The organism is Brevundimonas mediterranea (genome assembly GCF_011064825.1).
GTDB lineage: Bacteria > Pseudomonadota > Alphaproteobacteria > Caulobacterales > Caulobacteraceae > Brevundimonas > Brevundimonas mediterranea_A.
Window position 1 is genome coordinate 3,197,637 of sequence record NZ_CP048751.1, and the last position, 23,129, is coordinate 3,220,765.

The window sequence follows — 23,129 nt, forward strand, 5'->3', positions numbered from 1 at the left end:
ACAGCGGTCCGTTTGCCAGGTCGGCAGACGGTCGCGCCCCGTAAAGCGTCATGCTCAACGCATTTCACCCTGTCCATAACCTGAACCTCCGAAAGTGGCGAGGTTTAGGCGTATATAGACGCCGTCCGACGGTCCGCTGGCCCGCACGCGTGTATTGTCGCGGCGATATCCGAACTCGACGCGGAAACAGTCGTCGTCGAACAGCACGCCGACCTCCTGACGGGTGATGACGTTCCGTTCGAGATCGGCGATGCCCGTGACGGCGACGCCCCAGTCGCCATAGACGAACTGTTGTCCCGAAAGCTGGACGAATTCGTAGTTTCGATTCTGATCGCCGGACAAGGGATTGGATCGATCGACGATATAGCTGACGGACGCGAGATTTCGGCGTCCCCAGCGGCCGTCCACTGCGGCCTCGGCGCGACGAATGTCGCCGGACCCGTCAATGGTGGCGTGACCCCAGCTGCGAATTCGGTCGGAAGGAGAGAAACTGCCCTGCACCACCCAGTCCGACGCCGAGGACGCAAGACCGGTCGGATCGTAAAGCGCGCCGGTCGTGCTGTCCGGCACAGTGGTGCGGAAGGCGTCTTCGTCATCGGCGCGATAGCTTCGGCCGACGAACAGGCTGGCGCTACGGCCTTCGGACCAGCGAACCGTCGCACGACCGCCGGCCGTGACCCGCGATCCGCCCTCGACCAGATCGTATCCGGAGAAGCGATCCATGCGGAACAACGATGACTCGTCCAACTCGATGACCTGCGAATCCTCGTTCGGGATGCGGGGATCTATGTCGGCCTTGTTGGAAACCGAAACCTGTAGGACCGGCTCGAGGATGATGTCCGCGCGCTGGGTGCGTTTGATCAACGGGTAGCTGACATCGACCCCGGCGCTGAAGCGTGTGCGGCTGAGCGACTCGTCGCTGTCGACCCCCATCATCGGCGGCAGATCGGACAGGGAGTAGAGATCGACCCTCGCGTCGACAAACGGCTCGACCCGCAGACCCAGGCCAGTGATGAAGGTTCGACGCCATTCCGCCTGGGCGGTCACTCGCCGGCTATCCACGCCGGACAAGCCCGTCGTCACCGCCGGCACGATGTCAGGGTTCAGGATCGGCGTGCCGACGAAATTATCGCGGTACAGCGAAACCGCCGATCCCTTCAGCCGCAGTCGACCGCCGAAGACGTAGCCTGCGGGTTCCCAGCGCGCATCGATCAGCGGCGCGACCAGGGGCAGATCGTCGTCCTCCTCGAACACCTTGAAACCGGAGGCGTCGCGGAAGTCGTTGGCCTCGAACGCGGGGTCCAGCCGCAGGCTCTGAATGGAGAAGGCGGCGACCGAAACATAGGATTGCTCGGTCTGACGCTCGGCGTAGATCTGGCTGATCAGCCGACGACGGTCACCGTAATACAGCCCGTTGTCCTGATAGGTGTTGCGCACGTCATACCGGTCGAACAGGGTCTTGTCGGACGTGCGCTCCGCCGTGAAGCCGAAACGCCAGGGGCCGTCAGGATCGTATTCGCCGTGGGACAGCAGATAGCTGCGGTGTTCCTTGTCGCCGAAACGGACGTTGCTTTCATAGGCGCCGTCGCCGTTCAGGTCGAAATCGCCGAAATTGCGTTCGTAGGTGTAGCCGCCGCGCGCAAAGATCGAAGCGTTCACGAACCGGCGGCGCCATTGCAGGTTCAGCAGCGGCGCGACGCGCGTGTTGATCTGCGGACTGATGAGCCAGTCCTCGGACGGCGACACGACGTGAAGATAGGGAGCCTCGATCGAGACGCCCCGGCCTTCATCATAGTTGATGATCGGCACCAGCAAGCCAGACGCCCGTTTCACCGTAGGGTCGGGGTGGGCGAAAAACGGGGTGTAGAAGACCGGGACGCCGCCGACCCGGAAGATGGCGTTGCGATAGATGACGGCGCGCAGGGCTTCGTCCTGGACCACCTTTTCCGCCTGGATCGAGATGCTGGGCCGTTTGGGACCGTTTGCATCACAGATCGGGCAGGGGGTGAAAATGGCGTAGTTCAGTTCATTGACGTTTTCGCTCCGCCGAACCGCCGTCGCCGCCATCAGACTGGCGCCGTTCTCGAACCGTGTCGCGAAATCGACCGCTATGGCCGCCTTCAGGTCGCGATCGGTTTCCAGATGGCTGGCGTAGACGATGGTCCCATCCGCCGACACGGCTTCGACGCGCCCGCTGGCCGAGGCGGCGCCGCTGGACAGGTCATAGGCGAGGTTGTCGCCACGCAGCACATTGCCGTCTGCGCGCAGATAGACCCGGTCGCCGCCGTTGCTTTCGGCGGTGATCAGATCGCCGGTGCGGCTGGTGCTGGCGGCGTCGACATAGACGGCGCCTTGAGGCAGGCCGTCCGAGGCGGGCGTCGTCTGCGCTGCGGCGACACCGGCGAAGGGGACGCAGACGAACAGGGCCGCGCCGGCCAGAAGCCGCGCCCGGAAGGCTTTCGAACGCTGATCGCGATCACCCTGCATGAACCATCCGTCTGTCTTGAGCGAGGCGCTCGCTTAGCCGTCTTCGGTATAGAACAGCAAGGTGAAGGCGGCGAGCGCCGTCAATATCGGCGGCAACCAGGCCGCCACGAAGGGGGGCACCACCTCGGCCGATCCCATGGCGGACGAAAACTGGTTCAGGAAGAAGAAGGCGAAGCCCAGGACCACGGCCGCCACGCTCATCTTCGCCAGGTCGCCCAGACGCATCAGTCGCAACGAAAACGCCGCCGCCAGGATCGACATGGCCGCGAACACCAGGGGGGTGACCAGCAACTGCTGGAAGCGCAGGCGATAGGCGGTGGAGGCGAAGCCAGCGTCCTCGATTCGCTTGATCTGATTCGGCAATGACCAGAAGGGCGTCGATTGGGGGCGGGCGAACCGCTCGAAGGCCTCTTCATCCGCCAGGCTGGAGAGGAGGTCGAGGCTGGAATAGGTCACGGCGCGCTGGCCGATGCTGGCGCCCACCGCATCGGTTAACCGCCAGCGGCCGGCGCTGAGAGCGGCGGACCGGGCGTCGATCCGTTCCGAAAAGTCCCGGTTGCCCTCTGCATCGGTCGTGTAGATGAAGAAGGTGACATCCAGCAGCCGGGCGTTGGCGCGGTCCTGCCGCCCGGCGCGAATGATCATCTGCCTCTGGTCGTCGCCCTCGCGCAGCCAGATGGCGTCGTTGGAACTGGCGCCGGGGGCTGTTCCGGAGATGCGCGCCCGTTCGCGCTGCCACAGCCCGTCGCCGGCCGAAGCGAGCGGACCCAGAACGGTCACGGTCAGAACTCCCAGGACCAGGGCCATGCCTGCAGCCGGCAGCACGAACCGCCAGGCCGAAACGCCCGCCGCCCGCATGGCCACCAGTTCGCTGCGCCGATTCAGGCCGATATAGGCGGCCAAGGTTCCGAACAGGAAGACGAAGGGCAGAAGCTGAACGATCACCGACGGCGATTTCAGGGCTACGAGGCCCAGGATACGCAGGGCGGACAGGTCCTGATCCGAACCCACGCCGCGCGACACCTCGACGAAGTCGATGAGCATGACCAGGGCGGAGATCACGGCCAGGGCCACGCCCAGGGAACGAAGCTGCTGGATCAGCACATAGCGTTCGATCCGCCCCAGCCGAGGCAGACGCAATCGGGAAGGCGAGAGAAGGGCCAGGGTCATGCGAATCTCGCGCGCAGCCGGTCGATGACCGGCGACTTTCGGCGCTTGCGGGGCTTGAGGGCGCGGAACAGCAGCCGCACGGCCGCTGCGACGACGATCAGGGGCGCCAGATACTGCAGGATGTTCATCCACGGGTTCCAGGCGCTGGCGGCCACCAGTCCGTAGCCGATCACCCGGACCAAAAGGAAGACGCCCGCCGCCTTGGCGATCCGAAGCGAATAGCCGGTGCGGCTGAACGATCCGCCCATGATGGCGGCCAGGGCCATGGCCATGGCGACAAGGGCGTAGAGCGGGGCGGCGATGCGGGCGTGGGCCTCGGCCAGCAGTTCGCCGCGCGAGCCGGCGGTCTCCAGCACGCGAGGCGAGGGGGTCAACAACTGACGAAGATAGAGGTCGGCCGGCTTGTAGCGAATCTGCTCGGTCACGCCGGAGAACTGGCCCAGGGGGAAGTCGTATCTGTCGAAGGACAGGGTCTCGAGCACGCCGCGCGACGAATATTTCTGCCAGGAACCGTCGATCATGGTGAGAACCGGCTCATTGGCGGCGTCACGACCGAAACGCGCCTCGGCGGCGCTCCAGTTCTGGGTCGACTTGCCGTCATCGAGGTAGACGAACAGGTTTTTCAGAAGGCCGTTCTGTTCGATCTGCTGGACATAGACGGTCAAGCCGTCCGGTCCCTGGACGAACTGGCCCTCCTCGACCAGCAGGGCCGCCAGGTCCGTGCGAATGGCGAAAGCCTGGTTGCGGGCTTCACGCTGGGCCCACGGCTGGGCGAACAGGGTCATCACGAGATTCAGAATCAGCACGAGGAACGCCAGTCGCGCCGCGGGCGAGATCACCTGCCATCGCGTCATTCCGCCGGCGAAGGCCGCCGTCAGTTCCTGCTCGCGCTGCATTCGGGTCAGGGCGATGAGGGCGCCGACGAACAGACCGATCGGCAGGATGACCGCCAGCAGCTGAGGCAGGGCCAGCAGGGTCAGTTTCACCATGACCCACACGCTCTGGCCGCGTTCGACAATGACTTCCAGTTGGTCGAGGCTTTGGCTCAGAATCCCGATTCCAGCCAAGGAAGCGCAGGCCGCAACCACGGGCAGCGAGATCTGGCGGAAAAGGTATCTTTGAATCAGGGTCATGGGCGGATGGACTTCGCCCGGTTGCAGGCGGCGATAATGAGGCGCATCTAGTAGCACAGGAGGGCGCGTCCGCGACAAGCAGACGCGCCGTTTGTCTTTTTCTTCCGTTGTAAACGCCGGGTGGGGCCTGGCTGGAGTCACTGTATGAAGATCGAGTTCGTCGCTGCCGTGGACGCCGCTGAAATTCTCGCCGTGCCGGTTCATGAGGACCGCACGCTCGCCGGTTCAGGCCCGGCACTGGACGCCAAGGCCAACGGCGCCCTGACCAGAGCCATGTCCAAGAGCCGTTTCGTCGGCAAGTCTGGACAGACGCTGAGCATCGCCGCGCCGTCGGGTGTGAACGCCGATTGCGTGCTGCTGGTCGGCGCCGGGGCTGCGGACAAGCTGGACGACCTGGCGGTCGAGGCCTTCGGCGGCGCCGCCTATGCGGCGGTGAAACTGTCGGGCGCCGAGATTCTGACCATCGACGCCTCGGGCCTGACGCCGGAACAGGCCGCCCGCGTTGGCTTCGCCGCCCGTCTGGCCGCCTATCGGTTCGACAAGTACCGGACCACCCAGAAGCCCGACAAGATCCCGTCGATCACCGCGATCCGCGTCGTGACGTCGGACCTGCGCGCCGCCGAGGCCGCGCTGGAGCCCCTGTCGGCCGTCGCCGACGGCGTGATCTTCGCCCGCGACCTGGTGTCCGAACCCGCCAACGTCCTGTACCCGGCCGAGTTCGCCAAGCGCGTCAAGGCGCTGGAAAGCCTGGGTCTTGAGGTCGAAATCCTCGGCGAGGCCGAGATGGAGACGCTGGGCATGCGCACCCTGCTGGGCGTCGGCCAGGGCAGCCGTCGCGAAAGCCAGTTGGCGGTCATGAAGTGGAACGGCGGCGAGGCCGGCGGCCAGCCGATCGCCTTCGTCGGCAAGGGCGTCTGTTTCGACACCGGCGGCATCTCGATCAAGCCGGCCGACGGCATGGAAGACATGAAGTGGGACATGGGCGGCGCGGCCGCCGTGACCGGAACCATGATCGCCCTGGCCGGCCGCAAGGCCAAGGTCAACGCCGTCGGCGTGCTGGGTCTGGTCGAGAACATGCCGGACGGCGACGCCCAGCGCCCCGGCGACGTGGTCGTGTCGATGTCGGGTCAGACGGTCGAGGTGATCAACACTGACGCCGAGGGCCGCCTCGTCCTGGCCGACGCCCTCTGGTACACGCAGCAGCGTTTCAAGCCGAAATTCATGATCGACCTGGCCACCCTGACGGGCGCCATGATCGTGGCCCTGGGCCTGGATTACGCCGGCGTCTTCTCCAACTCGGACGCGGTGGCCGATCCGATCCTGGCGGCGTCGAAGAAGGTGGGCGAGAATTTCTGGCGGATGCCGATCCCCGACATCTATGAACAGCACATCGACTCGAAGATCGCCGATGTGAAGAACACGGGCAACGGCCGCGCCGGCGGCTCGATCACCGCCGCCCTGTTCCTGCAGCGCTTCACCAACGGCGTGCCGTGGGCGCACCTGGACATCGCCCCGACCGCCTGGGCCAACAAGAGCCCCAGCCCCACCGTGCCGGAAGGCGGCGTCGGCTTCGCCGTGCGCACGCTGGATCGCATGGTGGCCGACGCCTACGAAGCCTGAGTTCCGGACGGTAGAGCCGGATGAGCGGCAAGCCCGAAATCTGGTTCTACCATCTGGAGCGTTCCACGCTGGACCAGGTGCTGCCGACCCTGCTCGAGAAGACGCTCGAGCGGGGTTGGCGCGCCCTGATCAAGTCGGCGCACGCCCATCGGCTGGACGATGTCGATGAGCGGCTGTGGAGTTTTCATGATGAGAGTTTCCTGCCGCATGGCCGGGCCGATCAGCCCCATGCGGATCGCCAGCCTGTGCTGCTGAGCGAATCGGGAGAGAACCTGAACGGCGCTCAGGCGCTGTTCATCGTCGACGACGCAGAACTGGGCGTGACGGAAGGGTTTGAACGATGCTTCATCATTTTCGACGGTCGGGACGAGCCGGCGCTGCAATACGCGCGCGGACGCTGGAAGACGCTAAAAGAACAGGGCGCCAATCTGGCCTATTGGCGTCAGACGGACGAAGGGCGCTGGGAAAAGGCGGCCTGATCGCCGGGTTCGTGGGACTGGGCCTGCTGGCGGCCTGTTCGACGCCCGTCGCCGACCAGCCGGCGCCCCGCACGGTCGAACGCGCCCAGCTGAACCCGCCCGTCGGCAGCCGCATGCCGACCGGCCAGACGACCGACATCTGCAAGGCCGGCGAGATGCAGTATCTGGTCGGCAAGTCCCGGACCGAGATTCCCGTGCCGGTGGATGTGGTGAACCGCCGCGTCACCTGCACGACCTGCCCTGTCAGCCAGGACTATTCGGCCTATCGGCTGAACATCTTCTACAACGCCGACACCGGCATCATCGAACAGGTCCGCTGCGGCTAGGCCGTGACGGACCCCGGAGACGACCATGAAGACCGCCTTCATCCTGAGTTCCCTGATGGCCGCCGGACTTGCGCTGTCGGCCTGCGCCCAAACGCCCGCAACGCCCCCAGCGCCGGGCGGCGAGACCGCCTTCAAGGCCTGCAGGGTCGAGGATTACCAGGCCTATGTCGGGCGCAATCGTTCGACGCTGCCCGCCGCGCCGCAAGGGCAGAGCTTCAGGGTGCTGTGCACCACCTGCGCCGCGACCATGGACTATCGCGAGAACCGGGTGAACTTCGTCTATGACGAGGCGTCGGGCGTGATCCAGCAGGTGAAGTGCGGCTGAGGCGTCAGCGGCCGACCGTATCACCGGGCCACAGGGGGCCGCTGAACCGTCTGGCCAGATAGTCCATCATGGCCGTGACCCGCGCCGGTCGCGGCCCGCCCCCCGGCGCGACCAGGTGCAGGGCGATGGGCGCCAGTCGCCATTCGCTCATCACGGTCTCCAGATGACCGTCGGCGACGTCCTTCCAGTAGATGAAGTCCGGCTGGGGAAACACGCCCAGTCCGGCGCACAGCGAGGCGGTCAGGGCGTCGGAGTTGTTGGCCCGCAACGGGCCGCGCGGCCGGACCGACACCTCCTCGCCCGCGTCGTTGATGAACCGCCAGACATCGGGCGTGGACATGTAGGCGTAGCCGAGACAGGCGTGACGCTCCAGATCGTGCGGATGGGTCGGGCGCCCGCGCTGAGCCAGATAGTCCGGCGAGGCCACCAGCCGGCGCTCGACGGGTCGCAGCCGACGCGCCGTCAGGGAGGAATCCGGCAGGGCGGCGATGCGCAGGGCGCAATCGAATCCGCCGCCGACCAGGTCGATCACCTCGTCCGACAGATGCAGGTCGATAGAGACGTCGGGATGGGTGGCCAGAAACTCGGGCAGGGAGGGGGCGACATAGGCCATGCCGAAGGACATGGGGGTGGCCAGCCGCACGAGGCCGCGCGGCGTCACCGACATGTCCAGGGCCTCCGACACCGCTCCCTCGGCCTCGGCCAGCATCAGGCCCGCGCGCGCCGCCAGGGTCCGACCCGCGTCGGTCAGGGAGAAGCGGCGCGAGGTCCGGTGCAGCAGGGTGGTCTTCAGCTGCTGCTCCAGCCGTGTAACCGCCTTGGACACGGTCGCCTTGGACATTCCCATTACGTCGGCCGCGCCGGAAAAGGACTGGGCCTCCGCCACCTTGGCGAAGATGGCCATGGCCTCGAGGTCGGGCAGGCGGGACATGGCGGCCTCTGCGTTGGAAACGATGAGTTTCAGGTGTTTCTATTTCTGTTCGGTCGTCGATCTCTATCTTGGCGTCAAGTCAATGACGCCGGGACGGCCCGGCTTGAGGATGGACCGATGATCGAGCGCAGACCTTTTGAATCGCTGGGCGGCGCCAACCATGGCTGGCTGAACGCCAAACATCACTTCTCCTTCGCCAACTATTATGATCCCAAGCGGATGAGCTGGGGCAATCTGCGGGTCTGGAACGACGACGAGATCGCCGCCGGATCCGGCTTCCCGCCCCACCCGCACGCCGACATGGAGATCATCACCTATGTCCGCGACGGGGCCATCACTCACGAGGACAGCCTGGGCAACAAGGGCCGCACCGTGGCCGGGGACGTCCAGGTGATGAGCGCCGGCACCGGAATCCGCCACGCCGAATACAACGCCGAGCCGGAGCTGACCCGGATCTTCCAGATCTGGATCGAGCCGACCAAGCGCGGCGAGGCGCCCAGCTGGGGTTCCAAGCCCTTCCCCAAGGGCGAGCGTTCGGGACAGTTCGTGGTCCTGGCCTCGGGCTTTGAAGGCGACACGGAAGCTCTGCCGATCCGCACCGATGCGCGGATCGTGGCGGCGACGCTGAACGCCGGCGACAGCGCCGACTATGCGTTGGGATCGAACCGGCGGGCCTATCTGGTGCCAGCCAAGGGCGAGATCGAGGTCAATGGCGTTCGTCTGAACGCCCGCGACGGCGCCGCTATCGCTCAGGAGGACGTCGTGACGGTCAAGGCGGTCTCGGACGCCGAGGTCGTGCTGGTGGACGCGGCCTGACGACGAACGGCGCCGGGCGGGACGAACCTGCCCGGCGCCGTCATTCGCCCGTTTCTGGGATCAGAGTCCGGCGGCCCAGTCTGTGGCGCGGACCAGGCTGTCGACGATGCCCGGCTCCGACGAGGCGTGGCCGGCGTCGGCGACGATGTCCAGCTTCGCCTCGGGCCAGGCCCGGTGCAGGGACCAGGCGCTGGCGATCGGGGTGACGACATCGAACCGGCCCTGGGCGATCCAGCAGGGGATGTGGCGCATCCGGTCCACATTCTTCACGATCCAGCCGTCCTCCGGGAAGAAGCCCGCGTTGGTGAAGAACCAGTTCTCGATCCGGGCGAAGGCGACCGCAAATTCGGGTTCGGCGAACTTGTCCGGCCTGGCGTTGGGGCCCTCGACGCTGACCGTCTCGCCTTCCCAGCTGGACCAGGCGACCGCGCAACGTTCGCGGTCGGCGACGTCGTCACCGATCAGCCGCTTGTAATAGGCGCCCATCAGGTCGCCGCGTTCGGCTTCGGGTATGGGGGCGACGAACCTTTCCCAGGCGTCCGGGAAGATCATCGAGGCGCCGTCCTGATAGAACCAGTGCAACTCCTTCCTGGTCAGCAGGAAGATGCCGCGCAGAACCAGGGCCAGGACGCGCTCAGGATGAGTGATGGCGTAGGCCATGGACAGGGTCGAGCCCCAGGACCCGCCGAACACCACCCATTTGTCGACGCCGCACCGTTCCCGCAGCCGCTCAATGTCCTCGATCAGGGTCCAGGTGGTGTTGTTTTCCAGCGAGGCGTGGGGGCGGGATTGGCCGCAGCCGCGCTGATCGAACATGATGATCCGATACTGGGCCGGATCGAAATAGCGGCGCATGCCGGGATTGACGGCGCCGCCGGGTCCGCCGTGCAGCACCAGAACCGGCCGGCCCTGCGGATTGCCGCTTTCCTCGTAATAGATTTCGTGGACGCCGTCGGTGGTCATCCAGCCTGAGGCGAAGGGTTCGATCTCGGGGTAGAGTTCGCGACGCGGCTCGACGGGCGTGGGGAAGGCCATGCTTGCGAGGTCTTTCTATTGGGCCCGTATGCGGCCGTACTGAGGGTTAGGAACGAAATGCCGCAAAGGCTAGGCAAAGCCAACCGGCGATCATGAGCAGGCCGCCGATCGGAGCGACGGCGCCCATGACGGGCAGACTGAGCAGGGCGACGAAGGCCAGGGCGAGCGAGAACACAAGTCCGCCCGCCGCGCCCAGCCAGCCGGCGATCCGCGCCCATCGACCGCCGCCGGTCCACAGGGTGCAGGCCAGGGCGAAGACGGCGTGGGCCAGTTGATAATGGGCGCCGGTGGACAGCAGCGTCTTGACCTGCGGCCCGGCGCCATGGGCCGCAAAGGCGCCCAGGGCGACGGCAAGAGCCCCGTTCAGGGCGGCGAAGACGATCAGATTGCGACTCGGTGTCATGCAAGGAACCTAGCCTGACGAATCCGGGAAGTCTGCTATGCGCGGGCGATGGAATTGGGATCCAGATCGCGCGCGGCGCTGCAATATGTCCTGATGTTCGGCGGATTGGGCGTCAGCCTGCCCTACGCCGGCCTCTGGATGCGCGCCCAGGGACTGAGCGGGGCGGAGATCGGCGTTCTTCTGGCCGCCCCCATGCTGGGACGGCTGATCACGGGGCCTGCCCTGGCGGTCTGGGCCGATGGTTTTCGCTATCGCCGCACGCCCATAGCCCTTCTCGCCGCCCTGGCCGGCCTGGGATACGGAGCGGCGGGTCTGTCCGAAGGATTCGCAGCCTGGGCGGTCTGCTGGTTCATCGGCGCGACAGGCGCGGCGGCGATCATCCCCCTGACGGACGTTCTCACCCTGAGACTGGCCCGTCGTGAAGGATTCAGCTTCGCCGTGCCGCGCGGTTTCGGCTCCGCCGCCTTTGTCGCGACCAATATCGCCGTGGGGTTCGTCCTGCGGGCGACGGGGCCCGAGGCGGTCATCGTCGGCGTGATCCTGGCCTGTCTGGGCATAGCGGTCGTGGCCCGGCGGGTGCTGCCCGCCGAGCCGGTGCATGACGGCCCTCCGATCCCCGGCTGGGATCGGTTTCGGGGCATGGGGCGACTGTTGAAAGATCCCGTTCTGGTGACGGCCCTGGTCGCCATAGGCGCGGTGCAGGCGGCCCACGCCTTCTACTATGGTTTCTCCGCGATTGTCTGGCGGGGGCAGGGGATTGAACCGCATCTGACGGGGCTGTTGTGGGCCTTCGCCGTGGCGGCCGAGATCGGCTTCATGTGGATTGTCGATCCCTGGCGTCGTCGGCGCGGGATTGGAGCCTGGCCGCTGCTGGCGCTCGCTGCGACGGCGGCCGTGCTGCGCTGGGGGCTGATGGCGGCGGCGCCCCCGTTGTGGATCCTGTGGCCGCTCCAGGCGCTGCACGCCCTCAGTTTTGCGGCCAGCTATCTGGCCGGGATCGAACTGACCGAACGGCTGGCCCCACGCGACAGCCAGACGACGGCCCAGACCCTGAGTTCGACCCTGTCGGCGGGAGTGTTGATCGGTCTGGCGACCCTGGCGAGCGGTCCGTTGTACGACGCCTATGGCGCGGGCGGATACTTGGCGATGGCCGGCCTGGCCGGATTGGGCCTGATCGCCGTCATGGCCTTGAAGCCGATGCTGGTTGCTCGGGCTAGGTTCGAGGCGACAGGGCCATATGGCCGGCCATGATCGAGGCGGCGGCCTTGACCGCCTTCTTCACCGCCGTCTCATCCGCGGACGCCGGAGACCGCAACAGGCCAACGGCGGGGGTGTGCGGTCCATCGTCGAGGTCGGCGAGGATGCGATAGAGCAGATAGGAGCCCGCATCGTCCTCAGCCTCTGACGAGGCCTCGGCGGGCAGGCCGGAGGCGTGAAGGGCGCGCAGGATGTCGGCGACGGGAGCGGTGGTGCGGGCCAGGCCCGGACCGGTGACAGACAGACGGTCCTTTCGGTCCAAGGCCCTGTTTTCAGCCCGCATCTGGATGCGGAAGGCGGCGCCCTTGTGCGTGCGACCGACCAGGAGAACGGCGCGGCAGCGCCCGTCTTTCAGATCCGCGCCCAAGGTGTCGGCGAGGGCGTCCGGATCGCCCATGGACACCCGGATCGTGCGGGCCCCCGGGGGACTCCAGGCTTCGCCGGAAAGATCCTCGACCAGATCCCAGCCGGAATCGCCGTCATAGGTGCAGATCGCGATTCCGGGGCGTCGGTCAGGCCGGTTGGGGCCTTCGGTCTCGTTCGTCATTTCGACCTTAAACCCCGCCCACCGCGTGACGTTTTCGTGACCGAGGCAGGTGGCTCGAACTTGGGTCCGCCGTCAAGCCTCAACCGAGGTCTCCAACGGCCGCGTCCAACAGCATGAAGGCGCGACCCCCGTCAGAGGCGAGGCGGTTCTGCACGGCCTGAGCGTCGCCGCTGCGCGCGTAGGTGGATATGTCCTGAGAGAAGACGGCCACATAACGCTCGGCGTCGGCGCGCAGTTCGGGGTCGCTGAGCACACGGCGCGAGACGCTGCGGACGGCGGCCGGCGCCACACGGCGCACGATGCGACGCGCGCCGTCGGCGTCGCCGTCGCCCAGCAGACGCGCCGCCTCTTCCACGCGTGAACGGGGCAGGAGCGCATTGGGATCGACGCCCATGCGGCGGATCGCGGCCGCGACCCGGTCCGACAGGGCGGCGGTTTCCGCAGGGCTGGCCGTCGGCGTGTCCAGATCCAGAGGCGGATCGTCGCGGCCGCCGGACACCAGATCCTTCCAGTCGAGGCCCGCGTCCGGCGCGGGCGCAGCGCGCGGCGTTTCCGTCGGGGCCAGACGCAGACGATTGCGAAGCCCGAAGCCTCTGTCGGCCGCCCTGTCTTCCGGCGAGGGCTCGGTCGGCGTGGCGCTTCGCGGCTGCCGATGGCGTTCCGGCTCAGGCGGAAGCTCGCGAATACGGCCGGTCGGGGCGTCGCCCGAGACCACCCCCATCAGGCGCACGGCCTCGGTCAGCATGTCATAGTTGCGGCGGACCCGTTCCTGGAAGCCGACATCCAGGGCCTCCGTGTCTTCGGCGGCCTTGCGTGAGGCGGCGGCGAGGGACGCCAGGCCTTCCTCCACGCTGGCGCGGACGGCGTCGACGCGGGCGCGCGCCTGTTCCGGCAGACGCGCGGCGCGTTCGTCCACATCGGCGACGGCGGTGTCGATCTCGGACAGAGCGGAGTTAAGGCGGTCCACCAGGCTTTCCAGCCGTTTGACCATCCGCTCGCCGGCCTCGTCCACCAGGCCCGAGGTCTCGCCGACGATGCGACGGGCGTCCTCGATACGGGCGTCGGCGGCCTGATCGGCCTTTTGGGCCGCCTCGAACAAGGCCTCGCCCAGCCGGTCGGCGCGCAGTCGCGCCTGTTCGGCGGCGTCGGCGGCGGCGGCGCGGGAATCTTCGGCCGTGGCGCGCATCTGTTCCAGCGCCCGGCGGGTTTCCTCCATCAGGGTGTCGCGGGCGTCGGCGGCCAGGGCCTCGAACCGATCCAGCGAAACCTTGGTTGCGGCGTCGAAACCGTCGGCCTCGCGTTGGGACATGTCCACCAGGGCGCGGAACTGGTCGCCGGCGGCTTCCAGGATTTCGCGCAGGCTCTCGATCGACGTCTGAGACGTCCGGCCCATTTCGTCGGCGGCTGTGCGTGTCGCCGACAGATTTTCGACGAACTGGGCCCGCTGGCTCTCGACCTGGGCGGAGAAGTCTTCCTGATCGGTGCGCAGGGCGTAGGCGGCCGTGACCAGGGCGGCCCGCTGCTGGCTCAGCCCCTGTTCGACCGACTGGATCTGTTCGGCCACGCCGGAGCCGGCGTTTTCCAGCCGGATGGTCTGGCGGGCCAGGTCGTCGGCGGCGACGCGGGCGGCGTCCTGGGCCTCGCCGGCCGCGGCGGCCAGATCGGCGGCGCGAGCCGCCAGGGCGGCCTCGGCCTCGCGGAGCTGGGCCTGGGCCAGGTCGGACGCGTCGGCGACCATTCGCGACTGCCGCTCGACCGCATCGATGACGCCCGTGGCCTGGCTGTCGAGATGGACGCCCAGGGTCTGCATCTGATCACGCTCGCGAGCGAGGTTTTCGGTCAGGCGACGCGCCGTGCGGGCGGCGTTCTCGGCGGCTGCGTTCAGGCGATCCGTCTCCTCGGCCAGGGCCTGGCGCAACAGGACCATGTCGTTGCGGGCGCGTTCGGCCGCGAGGGCTGCGTGGTCGATATCGGTCCGCAGGGAATTCAGCACCTGGCCGGTCTGCTGGGCGGCCAGTGCGGTCGGCGCGACCAGGGCCTCGGCCATATCGCGGGCGCGCCGTGTCTCGGCGGCCAGACCGGCGCCCTGACGTACGGCGTGGGCCAGCATTATTGCGAGGCCGGCCGGCGCCAGCGCCATCAGGGCGTAGATGGCGAAGCGCAACGGATCCAGGTCCGCCGCGCCGGAGCCGAACTCATACGCGGCCCATGAAGCGACGCCGCCGATCCACAGGGCCGAGGCCAGGACGGCGATCAGATAGGCGGTCCGGCCGCTCGCGGTCGCTGCAGCACGCGCGGAAACGCTCGATCTCAGGGTTTGAGGCGACGACAGCTCGAACGGCGCCGGGGGCTTGCCTGCGGCCACGGCCATCTCGACAGCGGCGGAAGATTCAAACGTCGGTTCCGGATCGATCTCCGGCGCCACGGCCGGGACGACGTCGAGGGATTCGGCAGGCGGCGGGGCAGGCTCGGCCTCGGGCAGGGGCTCCGGCTTGGGTTTCAGAGCAGCGGCGGCGCGTTCCTCGGCCTGGCGGGCCTCTTCCGCCAGACGGCGGCGGCGGCGTTCGGACATGGGCCGTTCGGGCGGCCTTACGGGCAGGGGCTCCAACTCCGCATGCGGCTCGGCTTCAATCTCGGGCGTCGGCTCGACCTCGACCTCGATCTCGACGTCAGACGCAGGCGTGTCCGGCATCTCGAGGGGCGGGACGGCCTCGTTGTTGGTCAGTTTAAGCGGCGGCCGGTTACGGGATTTCATCAGGCGTCGAGCTCGATTCATGCGCGTGGCGCGCGAGAACGCGCCGATTCGACCCTAGCGGGTCAAAACCCAAGGTCCAAGCCGTACAGATTCAACAGACGTGGACTGTTCGCGATCAGCAATCGCGCCTGGTATCTGCGCTGAAGGCGGCGGACTTGTCCGGACGGCAGTCTGCGCTGCGATGGACTTCGCGTTCCGCAGGCTGGGACGAATGGATGTCGACGCCGAACTGCGACAGTACGGCAGCCGCCAGCAATGCGATGAAGCCAGCGATCAGTTCCACCAGCGCCTGCATAGACGGCGTCTCCAACAGCCCCCATGGCCGATTGTTTTATGCGCCTGTTTGGCGAACGTCACAATCCCGCCGCGTAAAGATTGACCGGGCGTGGCGTGCATGAAACGGAGAAGAGGAGGGCGTCCGCATCGCGGTGTCATGCGAATCGGGCAGGCAGGCTGAATGACCCAAGACGGCGACAGCTATGACGGCAGTCTGCTGACCCCCGGAGCGGGCGTCTGGCGCAGCGAGATCGCGCACAGGTTTTCCATCCTGATGGAGAACGAAACCTATTTCGACGCGCTGTCCTCCGCCCTCCAGAAAGCTGAACGGTCGATCGTTGTCCTGGGTTGGCAGTTCGACCCCCGCACCCACCTGGACCCGGAGACCCGGCCCGGCGAAAGACAGCATGAGATCGGCCACCAGTTGCGCATGCTGGTGAAGCGCAAGCCGGACCTGGACGTCCGGCTGCTGATCTGGAAGTCGCCTTTGCTGATTGCCGCGTCCCAGGGCTTCTATCCCCACCGCGCCCAGCGCTGGTTCCGCAAGCGGATGGTCGAGTTCCGCATGGACGCGCCTGGCCCCATCGGGGCCTGTCACCACCAGAAGGTCATCGTCATTGACGACCGCGTCGCCTTCTGCGGCGGGGGCGACATCTCGACGGATCGTTGGGATTCCGTCGAACATCTGGACGGAGATCCGCGTCGCGCCCTGCCGAACGGCGTGATCTGCAAGGCCCGCCATGAGGTGATGTGCGTGATGGATGGGCCGGCCGCGCGCGCTCTTGGCGATCTGGCGCGCGAACGCTGGTTCAAGGCGACATGGGAACGGACCGTGCCGGACGAGGTGGAGAGCGATCCCTGGCCTGACGGCGTGCCGGTGCAGATGACCGAGGCGCCGGTCGGCATCGCCCGCACCGAACCCAAGTGGAGCGGCCGCCACGAGGTGCGTGAAAACGAGGCCTTGCACCTGGAGGCGATCCGGCGGGCCAAACGACTGATCTATTTCGAGAACCAGTATTTCACCTCGCCGATCATCGCCGCCGCCCTGGCCGAGCGCCTGGCCGAGGTCGACGGCCCGGAAGTGGTTGTCGTCTCTACCGGCAAGAGCCCCAGCTGGTTCGACAGCATGACCATGGATACGGCCCGCGCCGAGGTGTTGTACCGGCTTGAACAGGCCGACAAATACAATCGGTTCTTCGCCTTCGCGCCTTTGACGGCGGAGGGCGACCGCATCATCGTTCACGCCAAGGTGTCGATCATCGATGATCGGCTGTTGCGGATCGGATCGTCCAATCTGAACAACCGGTCGATGGGGCTGGACACCGAATGCGACGTCGCGGTCGAGCCGACCGATGCGGCCGGCCGCGCGGTCATCGTCCATCATCGCCATCGCACCATCGGTCACTGGATCGGCGTCCCAGCTCAGGATTTTGCGGCTGTGGAGGGGGTGCTGGGGTCGACGGGCGCGGCCATCAGCAGTTTCGGCAGTGACCGGCTCAAGTCCTTGGGTTCGGATCCGCCGACGCGGATCCAGCGGATCTTCGCCGAATGGCAACTGGGCGACCCCACCTCATCGACCGACGCCTGGCGGCCCTGGAAAAGGCTGAACCGTTCGCACCGCACGCGGCCCGCGTCGGAAGGCGGCCAGGCCCCCGGCTAGGGGCCTCGTCCTAGCGGGACGGCTGGACGATCTCGAAGTCGATGATCAGCGGCAGGTGATCCGAGGCGACCCGAGCCAGGGGCGAGAAGTCCGCCTTGACCCCTGTGATGCGGATCTCCGGGCTGACGAAACAATGGTCGATACGGATGGCGGGAAAGCCCGAGGGGAAGGTCTTGACCGACGGCTTCAGGTTCAAAAGGCGCTGACAATCGCCCAATCGGCGCGCCAGCGTCTGGTAGGGCCGGGTGATGGAAGTGGCGTTGAAATCGCCTGCCAGCAGGGTGGGGCCGGTGCAGCCGGCCAACCAGCCGTCTCCCGCCAGGGCCGCCGCCTGCAGGCGTTGTTCACGCGGGACCAGGCCCAGATGGGTGGTCAGCACATTGACCCCGACGCCCTCGATCTGAATCTCGGACCAGATGGCGCCGCGCGGCTCCAGGCCGGGGATGCCGCGCACCGTCGGCAGGGCGTCGGCGCGGATCAGCTTGTCCGGATGCGGCGTCAGAATGGCGTCGCCATAAAGTTCGGCCTCGACCCTCATGGCCGGATGGAACCGCGAGGTCATGGCCAGGCCTTCGGCGATGGCTTCGGCCTGATCCACCTTGCCGGTGCGGGCCCGGCCCACGTCCAGCTCCTGAAGGCAGACGATGTCGGCTTCGTGTTCGCCGATCACGGCGACGATGCGATCAACATCCAGCCGCTTGTCCGTCCCGACGCAGCGATGGACGTTATAGGTCAGAAGGCGGGGCATGATTTCCCAGGGACGTGTCCGAATCCAGCGGACGGCTAGGCCTTTTGGCCGCCGATTGCGACCCCTGTGCGACGATCAAAGCAGGACCAGATGATCCGGCAGTTCATTGGGATTGTCGGCGCGGGGCGGGAAATGGGCCGCCAGGACCCGGCCGCACTGGTCGATGGCCGCCTCGAAGCCGGCGACCGGTCGGCCGGCCTTCAGTTGACGGGTCAGGGCGGCGACGGCGTCGGCCCACACCCCTTCATCGACCTTCTGGTGGATCAGTTCGTCGGCGATCAGTTCGACCTGATGTTCTTTCAGAGCGGCGAAGATCAGCACCCCGGTTCGCTCGCGCGTGACGTGGACGCCATGCGCCAGGAACTGCTGCAGGGCCGCCTTGCGCACACGGGCCTGACGCAGACTGCGCGGCGTGATCCAACGGAGCACCGGCGGGATGCGGGTCAGCAGGAAGACCGCGACGAAGATCACCGCCTGGACCAGGGCGTAGAAGGCCAGGGCTTGACCGACGCCGACGGCCTGGGCCGTGACGTGGGCGGCTTCCCAACCATCTCCGACCGGCCAGGACAGAGTGAAGCCCAGCGGGATGAGCGCGGTCGGCGCCAGCAGGGCCGCGGCGGCCGCCAAGGCCAGGCTGACATCCGCGTAAGACGAGACCCCGCGCGAGACGACGCAGAATATCTCGCCCGAGGTGCCGCGCTCGGCCGAGGCGATGGCGCCGGCGACCCGCGCGCGGTCGTCTTCGGTAAACCGCATCACCATCCTCCCGAAGCGCCGCCGCCGCCGAAGCTTCCGCCGCCGCCGCCAAATCCGCCGCCGCCGCCGAAGCCGCCGCCCCCTCGACCGGCGTTTCTCAAAGCCTCCGACGCCGCCCAGATCAGTATGGGGGTGACGCCGTCGCGACGATGACGACGCCCGCGTCCGCCCGAACCGATCGCGCCGACCAAAAAGATGGTGAAGATCAAGCCGATGATGACAACAGGCAGGATCACCGCGCCGCCCGCGCCCTCTGGTTCGGTCGCCGCGGCCGCCGCCCGCGCCTGGGCCTCGGCCGGATCCAGCTCCAGCTGGGTGATCAGGGCGTCCACGCCCCTGACGACGCCTGTCTGATAGTCGCCGTCGCGGAAGGCCGGCAGGATGTCGTCGCGGATGACCATGGACGAGAAGGCGTCGGTCAGGATCGGCTCCAGCCCGTACCCGACTTCGATCCGCACCTTGCGTTCGGTCGGGGCGACGATCAGCAGGGCGCCATTGTCGCCCTCCTTCTGTCCGATGCCCCAGGCCCGGCCCAGCTGATAGCCATAGTCCTCGATCTCCTGATCCTGCAGGCTGCGGACCGTGACCACCACCAACTGGTCGCTGGATCGGGCTTCCAACGCGGCCAGCTTGTCGGTCAGCGCCTGTTCGGTCGCCGTATCCAGCAGATCAGCCTGATCGACCACGCGTCCGGACAGGGGCGGAAAGTCGAGCTTCGTCTGCGCCGTCGCCGGCACGGCGAACAGCAGGACGGCCATCAGACCGAACAGACTGGCGACGACGCCCGCTGGACGTCCTGTCCGAACGGGGCGAAGGCTCACGGGGCGGGCGGGGTCGAGCCCGGCGCGACCGGCGCGGCGCCGCCGCCGGGCGTGGCGGCCGGAGCGCCGTTCAGGTTGAAGTTCACCTGGGGCGCCGACTGGGCCTCCGCCGTGGCGGTGAACAACTGCATCGGTTGCGATCCGCTATGCACCGTCTTGGCCCAGATCACGTTCGGGAAGGTGCGCAGGGTGGTGTTGTAGTCGCGCACGGCCTCATTGTAGTCGCGGCGCGCGATGGTGATCCGGTTTTCGGTGCCTTCCAGCTGGGACTGCAGGGTCAGGAAATTCTGATTGGCCTGAAGCTGGGGATAGGCCTCGACCGAGACCAGCAGGCGCGACAGGGCGCCGGACAGCTGGCCCTGAGCCTGCTGATATTGCTGGAAGGCCTGCGGATTGCTGAGGTCGGCGGCCGAGACATTGACCGAGGTGGCGCGGGCGCGGGCGTTGATCACGTCCGTCAGGGTGGTGCGTTCCTGGATCGCCGCGCCCTGGACGGTGGCGACCAGATTGGGCACCAGGTCGGCGCGACGCTGGTACTGGGCCTGGACATCGGCCCAGGCCGCCTCGGCCCGTTCCTGCTTGGTCGGAATAGTGTTGTAGCCGCAGCCGGTGACGGCGGGCGCCGCGACGAGAACGGTCGTCAGAGCCAGAGCGCGAGCGTTGAAGCGAGCCATGGATTTTCCCCTGTCGGCGATTGCGCCGGTGCGGCGACTATCGCCTCAGGACCGCAACGCTTCAAGCGTCCAATGGCTCCGGTTCGACGCCGATCGAGCGACAGGCCGCCGAATAGGTGTTGGCCAGCAGGCAGGCGATGGTCATGGGGCCGACGCCGCCGGGGACGGGGGTGATGCGTCCGGCGATCTCGACGGCTTCCTTGAAAGCGACGTCGCCGACGACGCGGGTCTTTCCCTCCGCCGCCTTGACCGGGTCGGCCGAGGGAACGCGGTTGATGCCGACGTCGATCACGGTCGCGCCCGGCTTGATCCAGTCGCCCTTGATCATCTCCGGCCGGCCGACGGCGGCGACCAGGATGTCGGCGGTGCGGCAGAGGGCAGGCAGGTCGCGGGTCCTGGAATGGGCGATGGTGACGGTGCAGCTTTCGCCCAGCAGCAGTTGCGCCATCGGCTTGCCGACGATGTTGGACCGGCCGACGATGACGGCGTTCAGGCCCGTCAGATCGCCCAGTTGGTCCTTCAGCAGCATCAGACTGCCCAGGGGGGTGCAGGGGACCAGGCCCGGCAGGCCGACCGCCAGGCGTCCGGCGTTGACCACGTGGAAGCCGTCCACATCCTTGTCGGGATCGATGGCGTCCAGCACGACCGATGAATCGATGTGTTTCGGCAGGGGCAGCTGAACCAGGACGCCGTGGATGCCGGCGTCGGCGTTCAGACGGGCGATCAGGGCCAGAAGCTCGTCCTGGGTCGTGGTCTCGTCCAGACGGTGCGTATCGGACCGCATGCCCGCGCGCAGGGTCGTCTCGCCTTTGTTGCGAACATAGATCTGGCTGGCGGGATCCTCGCCGACGATGACGACGGCCAGGCCCGGCTTGACGCCCTGGCTGGCTTCCAGACGCGCGGCGGCGGCGGCGACGCGGTCCACCAGGTCGACCGAAAAGGCCTTGCCGTCGATCAGGGTCGCGCGTGCGGGCTCGGCTGACATGGGGAAGACTCCGGGGGGATGAGGATGCGGCGATTTACAGCCGTCATGGTTCGGCGTCTATGATCCGTGACAAACTCCGGAGTGTTCTTGATGAAGCGTTCGTCCCTCGTCGCCGCCGCCAGCGCCCTTGCCCTCGCCTGGGCCGCCTCGCCCGCCTTGGCTCAGGACGTTCAGGGCCTGCGCATCGGGGCTGCGGTGGATGGCGCATTGACCGAGACGGACGCGGCCACGACCGGCGAGGACGCCTATCGTTATGACGCCTACCGATTCGAGGCGCGTGCGGGGCAGAGGCTGGAGGCTGTGCTGAGGTCCGACGCTTTCGACGCCTATCTGGCCATCTATGCCGAAGGCGACGACGAACCGCTGGCCGAAGATGACGACGGCCTGGGCGAAGGCACGGACGCCCGGCTGCGCTTCACGCCGGAAACCAGCGGGACCTACGTTCTGCGCGCCCGCACCCTGGCCGGGCTGGAAGGCGGGGGCTACAGCCTGTCCCTGCGCGAACGCCCCGCGCCCCCGCGCGCACCGCGTCCGGTCGGCCTTCGCGTCGGTGATGAGCGAGCCGGGACGCTGACGGACCGTGATCCGGAACAGGAAGACGGCGGCCGTTACGACGCCTACAGCTTCCGCGCCTCTGCAGGTCAGAGGGTGATCGTCACCCTGGAGTCCGAGGCCTTCGATCCACTGGTTCGCGTCGGCCGGATGAACGGGGCCGACTTCGCCGAACTGGCTCAGAACGACGATGGACCCGACGACGGACTGAACTCGCGCCTCGTCTTTACCGCCCCGACGGCTGGGGAATATCTGATTCGCGTCACCGCCATCAGGGATGGGGAGGGCGCCTACACCCTGGGCCTGTCGGAAGCGCCGCCTGCGCCGCCGGCCAAGCCCATCGCCGTCGGCGACAGCATTGACGGGAATCTGAACGATGAGACGGGACTGAACGACGACGGCCAGCGCACCGAATTCTATCGGTTCACGGCTGAGGCGGGCCAGCGCGTCGCCATCGAGATGTCGTCGAAGGATTTCGACACCTATCTGACCCTGCGCCAGGCGTCGGACAATTCGATTCTCGATCAGGACGACGACGGCGCCGGTTCCGGCACGGACTCTCGTATCGTCCGGACGCTGGAGACGGCCAGCGACTATTTGATCGAGGCGCGCGCCCTGGGCGATGACGGCGAAGGCCGTTTCACCCTCAAGATCAGCGAAGTCGCCCCGCCCCCTGCGCCGTCTGCGATCACCTTTGGCCAGACCGTGGAAGGCGAGATCACGCCCGAAAAGCCCCAGAACGACGAGGGCAAACACTATGACGCCTATGTATTCACCGGCCAGGAAGGCCAGCGCGTCCAGGCCGTTCTGCGATCCGGCGATTTCGACGCCTATCTCGAGATCAGCGCCGCCGACGGCGAGTTTTCCGCCCTGTCGAGCGATGACGACGGGCTGGGCGAGGGCACGGATTCGCGTCTGAACTTCACCCTGCCGTCGTCCGGCGACTACATCCTGCGGGCCTCTCCGCTGTCGAACGAGGGGAAGGGGCTCTATTCGCTGGCGTTGATCGATCGCGGCCCGGAGCCCAAGCCGGGCAGTATACTGGTCGGCGCGACGGCGCGCGGCACGCTGAGCCTTTCCGACGCCCTGATCGACGGGGGCGCCTATTACGACGCCTATCGGTTCCAGGCGAAGAAGGATGAGAAGCTGCGGATCACCCTGGTCTCCAACGCCTTCGACGCCTTCATCGACCTGGGCGAGGACGGCGAGGACTTCACCAGCCTGGCCACGGACGACGACGGTCTTTCGGACACCCACGCCAAGCTGGACTGGACCGCGCCGGAAGACGGCTGGTTCGTCGTCCGAGCTCGGTCGTTGGGCCCGAATGAGACGGGCGCCTATGCCCTGACCGTCGAACGCCAGCCCTGACCGCC

Annotated in this window: 22 protein-coding genes; 8 read left to right on the forward strand and 14 right to left on the reverse strand. The window is 67.2% G+C overall.

Going from position 1 to position 23,129, the window contains the following annotated elements; genetic code table 11:
• Positions 1–54: 54 nt before the first annotated feature.
• From GYM46_RS15755 to GYM46_RS15765, 3 genes are read right to left on the reverse strand one after another with little or no spacing between them, the layout of a single operon-like run.
• Positions 55–2,487 carry an LPS-assembly protein LptD gene (locus GYM46_RS15755; protein ID WP_008260402.1) on the reverse strand — a complete coding sequence of 811 codons (2,433 nt, stop codon included), beginning with the start codon at positions 2,485–2,487 and terminating at the stop codon, positions 55–57.
• Between the two features lie 33 nt (positions 2,488–2,520).
• The gene (gene lptG / locus GYM46_RS15760; protein WP_008260231.1) at positions 2,521–3,657 is read right to left on the reverse strand and encodes an LPS export ABC transporter permease LptG; all 1,137 of its coding nucleotides are present in this window, start codon (positions 3,655–3,657) and stop codon (positions 2,521–2,523) included.
• Positions 3,654–4,790 (reverse strand): LptF/LptG family permease, encoded by a 1,137-nt coding sequence (locus GYM46_RS15765; protein WP_040349531.1) that lies wholly within the window; start codon positions 4,788–4,790, stop codon positions 3,654–3,656. The genes lptG and GYM46_RS15765 overlap by 4 nt, the downstream gene beginning before the upstream one ends.
• Positions 4,791–4,934: 144 nt before the next feature.
• Here GYM46_RS15765 and GYM46_RS15770 point away from each other — a divergent pair, with 144 nt between their 5' ends.
• The 4 genes from GYM46_RS15770 to GYM46_RS15785 are packed head-to-tail and all read left to right on the forward strand — an operon-like array spanning position 4,935 to position 7,540.
• A complete protein-coding gene (locus tag GYM46_RS15770) occupies positions 4,935–6,410 on the forward strand; it encodes a leucyl aminopeptidase (RefSeq protein WP_008258866.1) in 1,476 nt (491 codons plus the stop codon).
• A gap of 20 nt (positions 6,411–6,430) precedes the next feature.
• Complete coding sequence (locus tag GYM46_RS15775; RefSeq protein WP_008260581.1) at positions 6,431–6,889, forward strand: DNA polymerase III subunit chi; 459 nt, start codon at positions 6,431–6,433, stop codon at positions 6,887–6,889.
• Between the two features lie 11 nt (positions 6,890–6,900).
• Positions 6,901–7,215, forward strand: a complete 315-nt coding sequence (locus GYM46_RS16905) for a hypothetical protein (RefSeq protein WP_008259400.1) — start codon at positions 6,901–6,903, stop codon at positions 7,213–7,215.
• Positions 7,216–7,240: 25 nt separating this feature from the next.
• On the forward strand, positions 7,241–7,540 hold the full coding sequence (locus GYM46_RS15785) for a hypothetical protein (RefSeq protein ID WP_008260357.1): 300 nt from the start codon (positions 7,241–7,243) through the stop codon (positions 7,538–7,540).
• A gap of 4 nt (positions 7,541–7,544) precedes the next feature.
• On the opposite strand, the gene GYM46_RS15790 is transcribed toward GYM46_RS15785, so the two are convergent.
• Positions 7,545–8,471 carry a LysR family transcriptional regulator gene (locus GYM46_RS15790; RefSeq protein WP_008260566.1) on the reverse strand — a complete coding sequence of 309 codons (927 nt, stop codon included), beginning with the start codon at positions 8,469–8,471 and terminating at the stop codon, positions 7,545–7,547.
• 117 nt (positions 8,472–8,588) lie between these two features.
• Between GYM46_RS15790 and GYM46_RS15795 the strand changes: the two genes are divergently transcribed.
• On the forward strand, positions 8,589–9,287 hold the full coding sequence (locus GYM46_RS15795; protein ID WP_040349530.1) for a pirin family protein: 699 nt from the start codon (positions 8,589–8,591) through the stop codon (positions 9,285–9,287).
• 60 nt (positions 9,288–9,347) lie between these two features.
• Here the strand turns inward: GYM46_RS15795 and pip are convergent, their stop codons facing one another.
• Together pip and GYM46_RS15805 are read right to left on the reverse strand one after the other, a co-directional pair.
• Complete coding sequence (pip, locus tag GYM46_RS15800) at positions 9,348–10,322, reverse strand: prolyl aminopeptidase (RefSeq protein WP_008260638.1); 975 nt, start codon at positions 10,320–10,322, stop codon at positions 9,348–9,350.
• Between the two features lie 46 nt (positions 10,323–10,368).
• The gene (locus GYM46_RS15805) at positions 10,369–10,725 is read right to left on the reverse strand and encodes a DUF423 domain-containing protein (RefSeq protein WP_008260335.1); all 357 of its coding nucleotides are present in this window, start codon (positions 10,723–10,725) and stop codon (positions 10,369–10,371) included.
• Between the two features lie 48 nt (positions 10,726–10,773).
• On the opposite strand from GYM46_RS15805, the gene GYM46_RS15810 reads away from it, so the two are divergent.
• Positions 10,774–11,976: an MFS transporter gene (locus tag GYM46_RS15810; RefSeq protein ID WP_008264068.1), complete on the forward strand. Its 1,203-nt coding sequence runs from the start codon at positions 10,774–10,776 to the stop codon at positions 11,974–11,976.
• Here the strand turns inward: GYM46_RS15810 and GYM46_RS15815 are convergent.
• The 3 genes from GYM46_RS15815 to GYM46_RS15825 form a co-directional block, all read right to left on the reverse strand.
• The gene (locus GYM46_RS15815) at positions 11,939–12,529 is read right to left on the reverse strand and encodes a hypothetical protein (protein ID WP_008261987.1); all 591 of its coding nucleotides are present in this window, start codon (positions 12,527–12,529) and stop codon (positions 11,939–11,941) included. The genes GYM46_RS15810 and GYM46_RS15815 overlap by 38 nt on opposite strands.
• A gap of 79 nt (positions 12,530–12,608) precedes the next feature.
• Positions 12,609–15,284, reverse strand: coding sequence for a hypothetical protein (locus GYM46_RS15820; protein ID WP_040349528.1), 2,676 nt, complete (start codon positions 15,282–15,284; stop codon positions 12,609–12,611).
• A 115-nt stretch (positions 15,285–15,399) separates the two neighbouring features.
• Positions 15,400–15,579 (reverse strand): hypothetical protein, encoded by a 180-nt coding sequence (locus GYM46_RS15825; RefSeq protein WP_008260729.1) that lies wholly within the window; start codon positions 15,577–15,579, stop codon positions 15,400–15,402.
• A 162-nt stretch (positions 15,580–15,741) separates the two neighbouring features.
• Between GYM46_RS15825 and GYM46_RS15830 the strand changes: the two genes are divergently transcribed.
• Positions 15,742–17,220, forward strand: coding sequence for a phospholipase D-like domain-containing protein (locus GYM46_RS15830; RefSeq protein WP_008262671.1), 1,479 nt, complete (start codon positions 15,742–15,744; stop codon positions 17,218–17,220).
• A gap of 10 nt (positions 17,221–17,230) precedes the next feature.
• Here GYM46_RS15830 and GYM46_RS15835 read toward each other — a convergent pair whose 3' ends face one another.
• The 5 genes from GYM46_RS15835 to GYM46_RS15855 form a co-directional block, all read right to left on the reverse strand.
• Complete coding sequence (locus GYM46_RS15835; protein ID WP_008263188.1) at positions 17,231–17,968, reverse strand: endonuclease/exonuclease/phosphatase family protein; 738 nt, start codon at positions 17,966–17,968, stop codon at positions 17,231–17,233.
• Positions 17,969–18,043: 75 nt separating this feature from the next.
• Complete coding sequence (locus tag GYM46_RS15840; protein ID WP_232216234.1) at positions 18,044–18,724, reverse strand: TPM domain-containing protein; 681 nt, start codon at positions 18,722–18,724, stop codon at positions 18,044–18,046.
• Positions 18,724–19,545 carry a TPM domain-containing protein gene (locus GYM46_RS15845; protein ID WP_008258894.1) on the reverse strand — a complete coding sequence of 274 codons (822 nt, stop codon included), beginning with the start codon at positions 19,543–19,545 and terminating at the stop codon, positions 18,724–18,726. Before GYM46_RS15845 ends, GYM46_RS15840 begins: the two co-directional genes overlap by 1 nt.
• The gene (locus GYM46_RS15850; RefSeq protein WP_154726525.1) at positions 19,542–20,219 is read right to left on the reverse strand and encodes a LemA family protein; all 678 of its coding nucleotides are present in this window, start codon (positions 20,217–20,219) and stop codon (positions 19,542–19,544) included. Before GYM46_RS15850 ends, GYM46_RS15845 begins: the two co-directional genes overlap by 4 nt.
• Positions 20,220–20,280: 61 nt before the next feature.
• Complete coding sequence (locus GYM46_RS15855; RefSeq protein WP_008259940.1) at positions 20,281–21,204, reverse strand: bifunctional methylenetetrahydrofolate dehydrogenase/methenyltetrahydrofolate cyclohydrolase; 924 nt, start codon at positions 21,202–21,204, stop codon at positions 20,281–20,283.
• A gap of 90 nt (positions 21,205–21,294) precedes the next feature.
• Here GYM46_RS15855 and GYM46_RS15860 point away from each other — a divergent pair, with 90 nt between their 5' ends.
• The gene (locus GYM46_RS15860; RefSeq protein ID WP_040349526.1) at positions 21,295–23,124 is read left to right on the forward strand and encodes a PPC domain-containing protein; all 1,830 of its coding nucleotides are present in this window, start codon (positions 21,295–21,297) and stop codon (positions 23,122–23,124) included.
• Positions 23,125–23,129 lie beyond the last annotated feature (5 nt).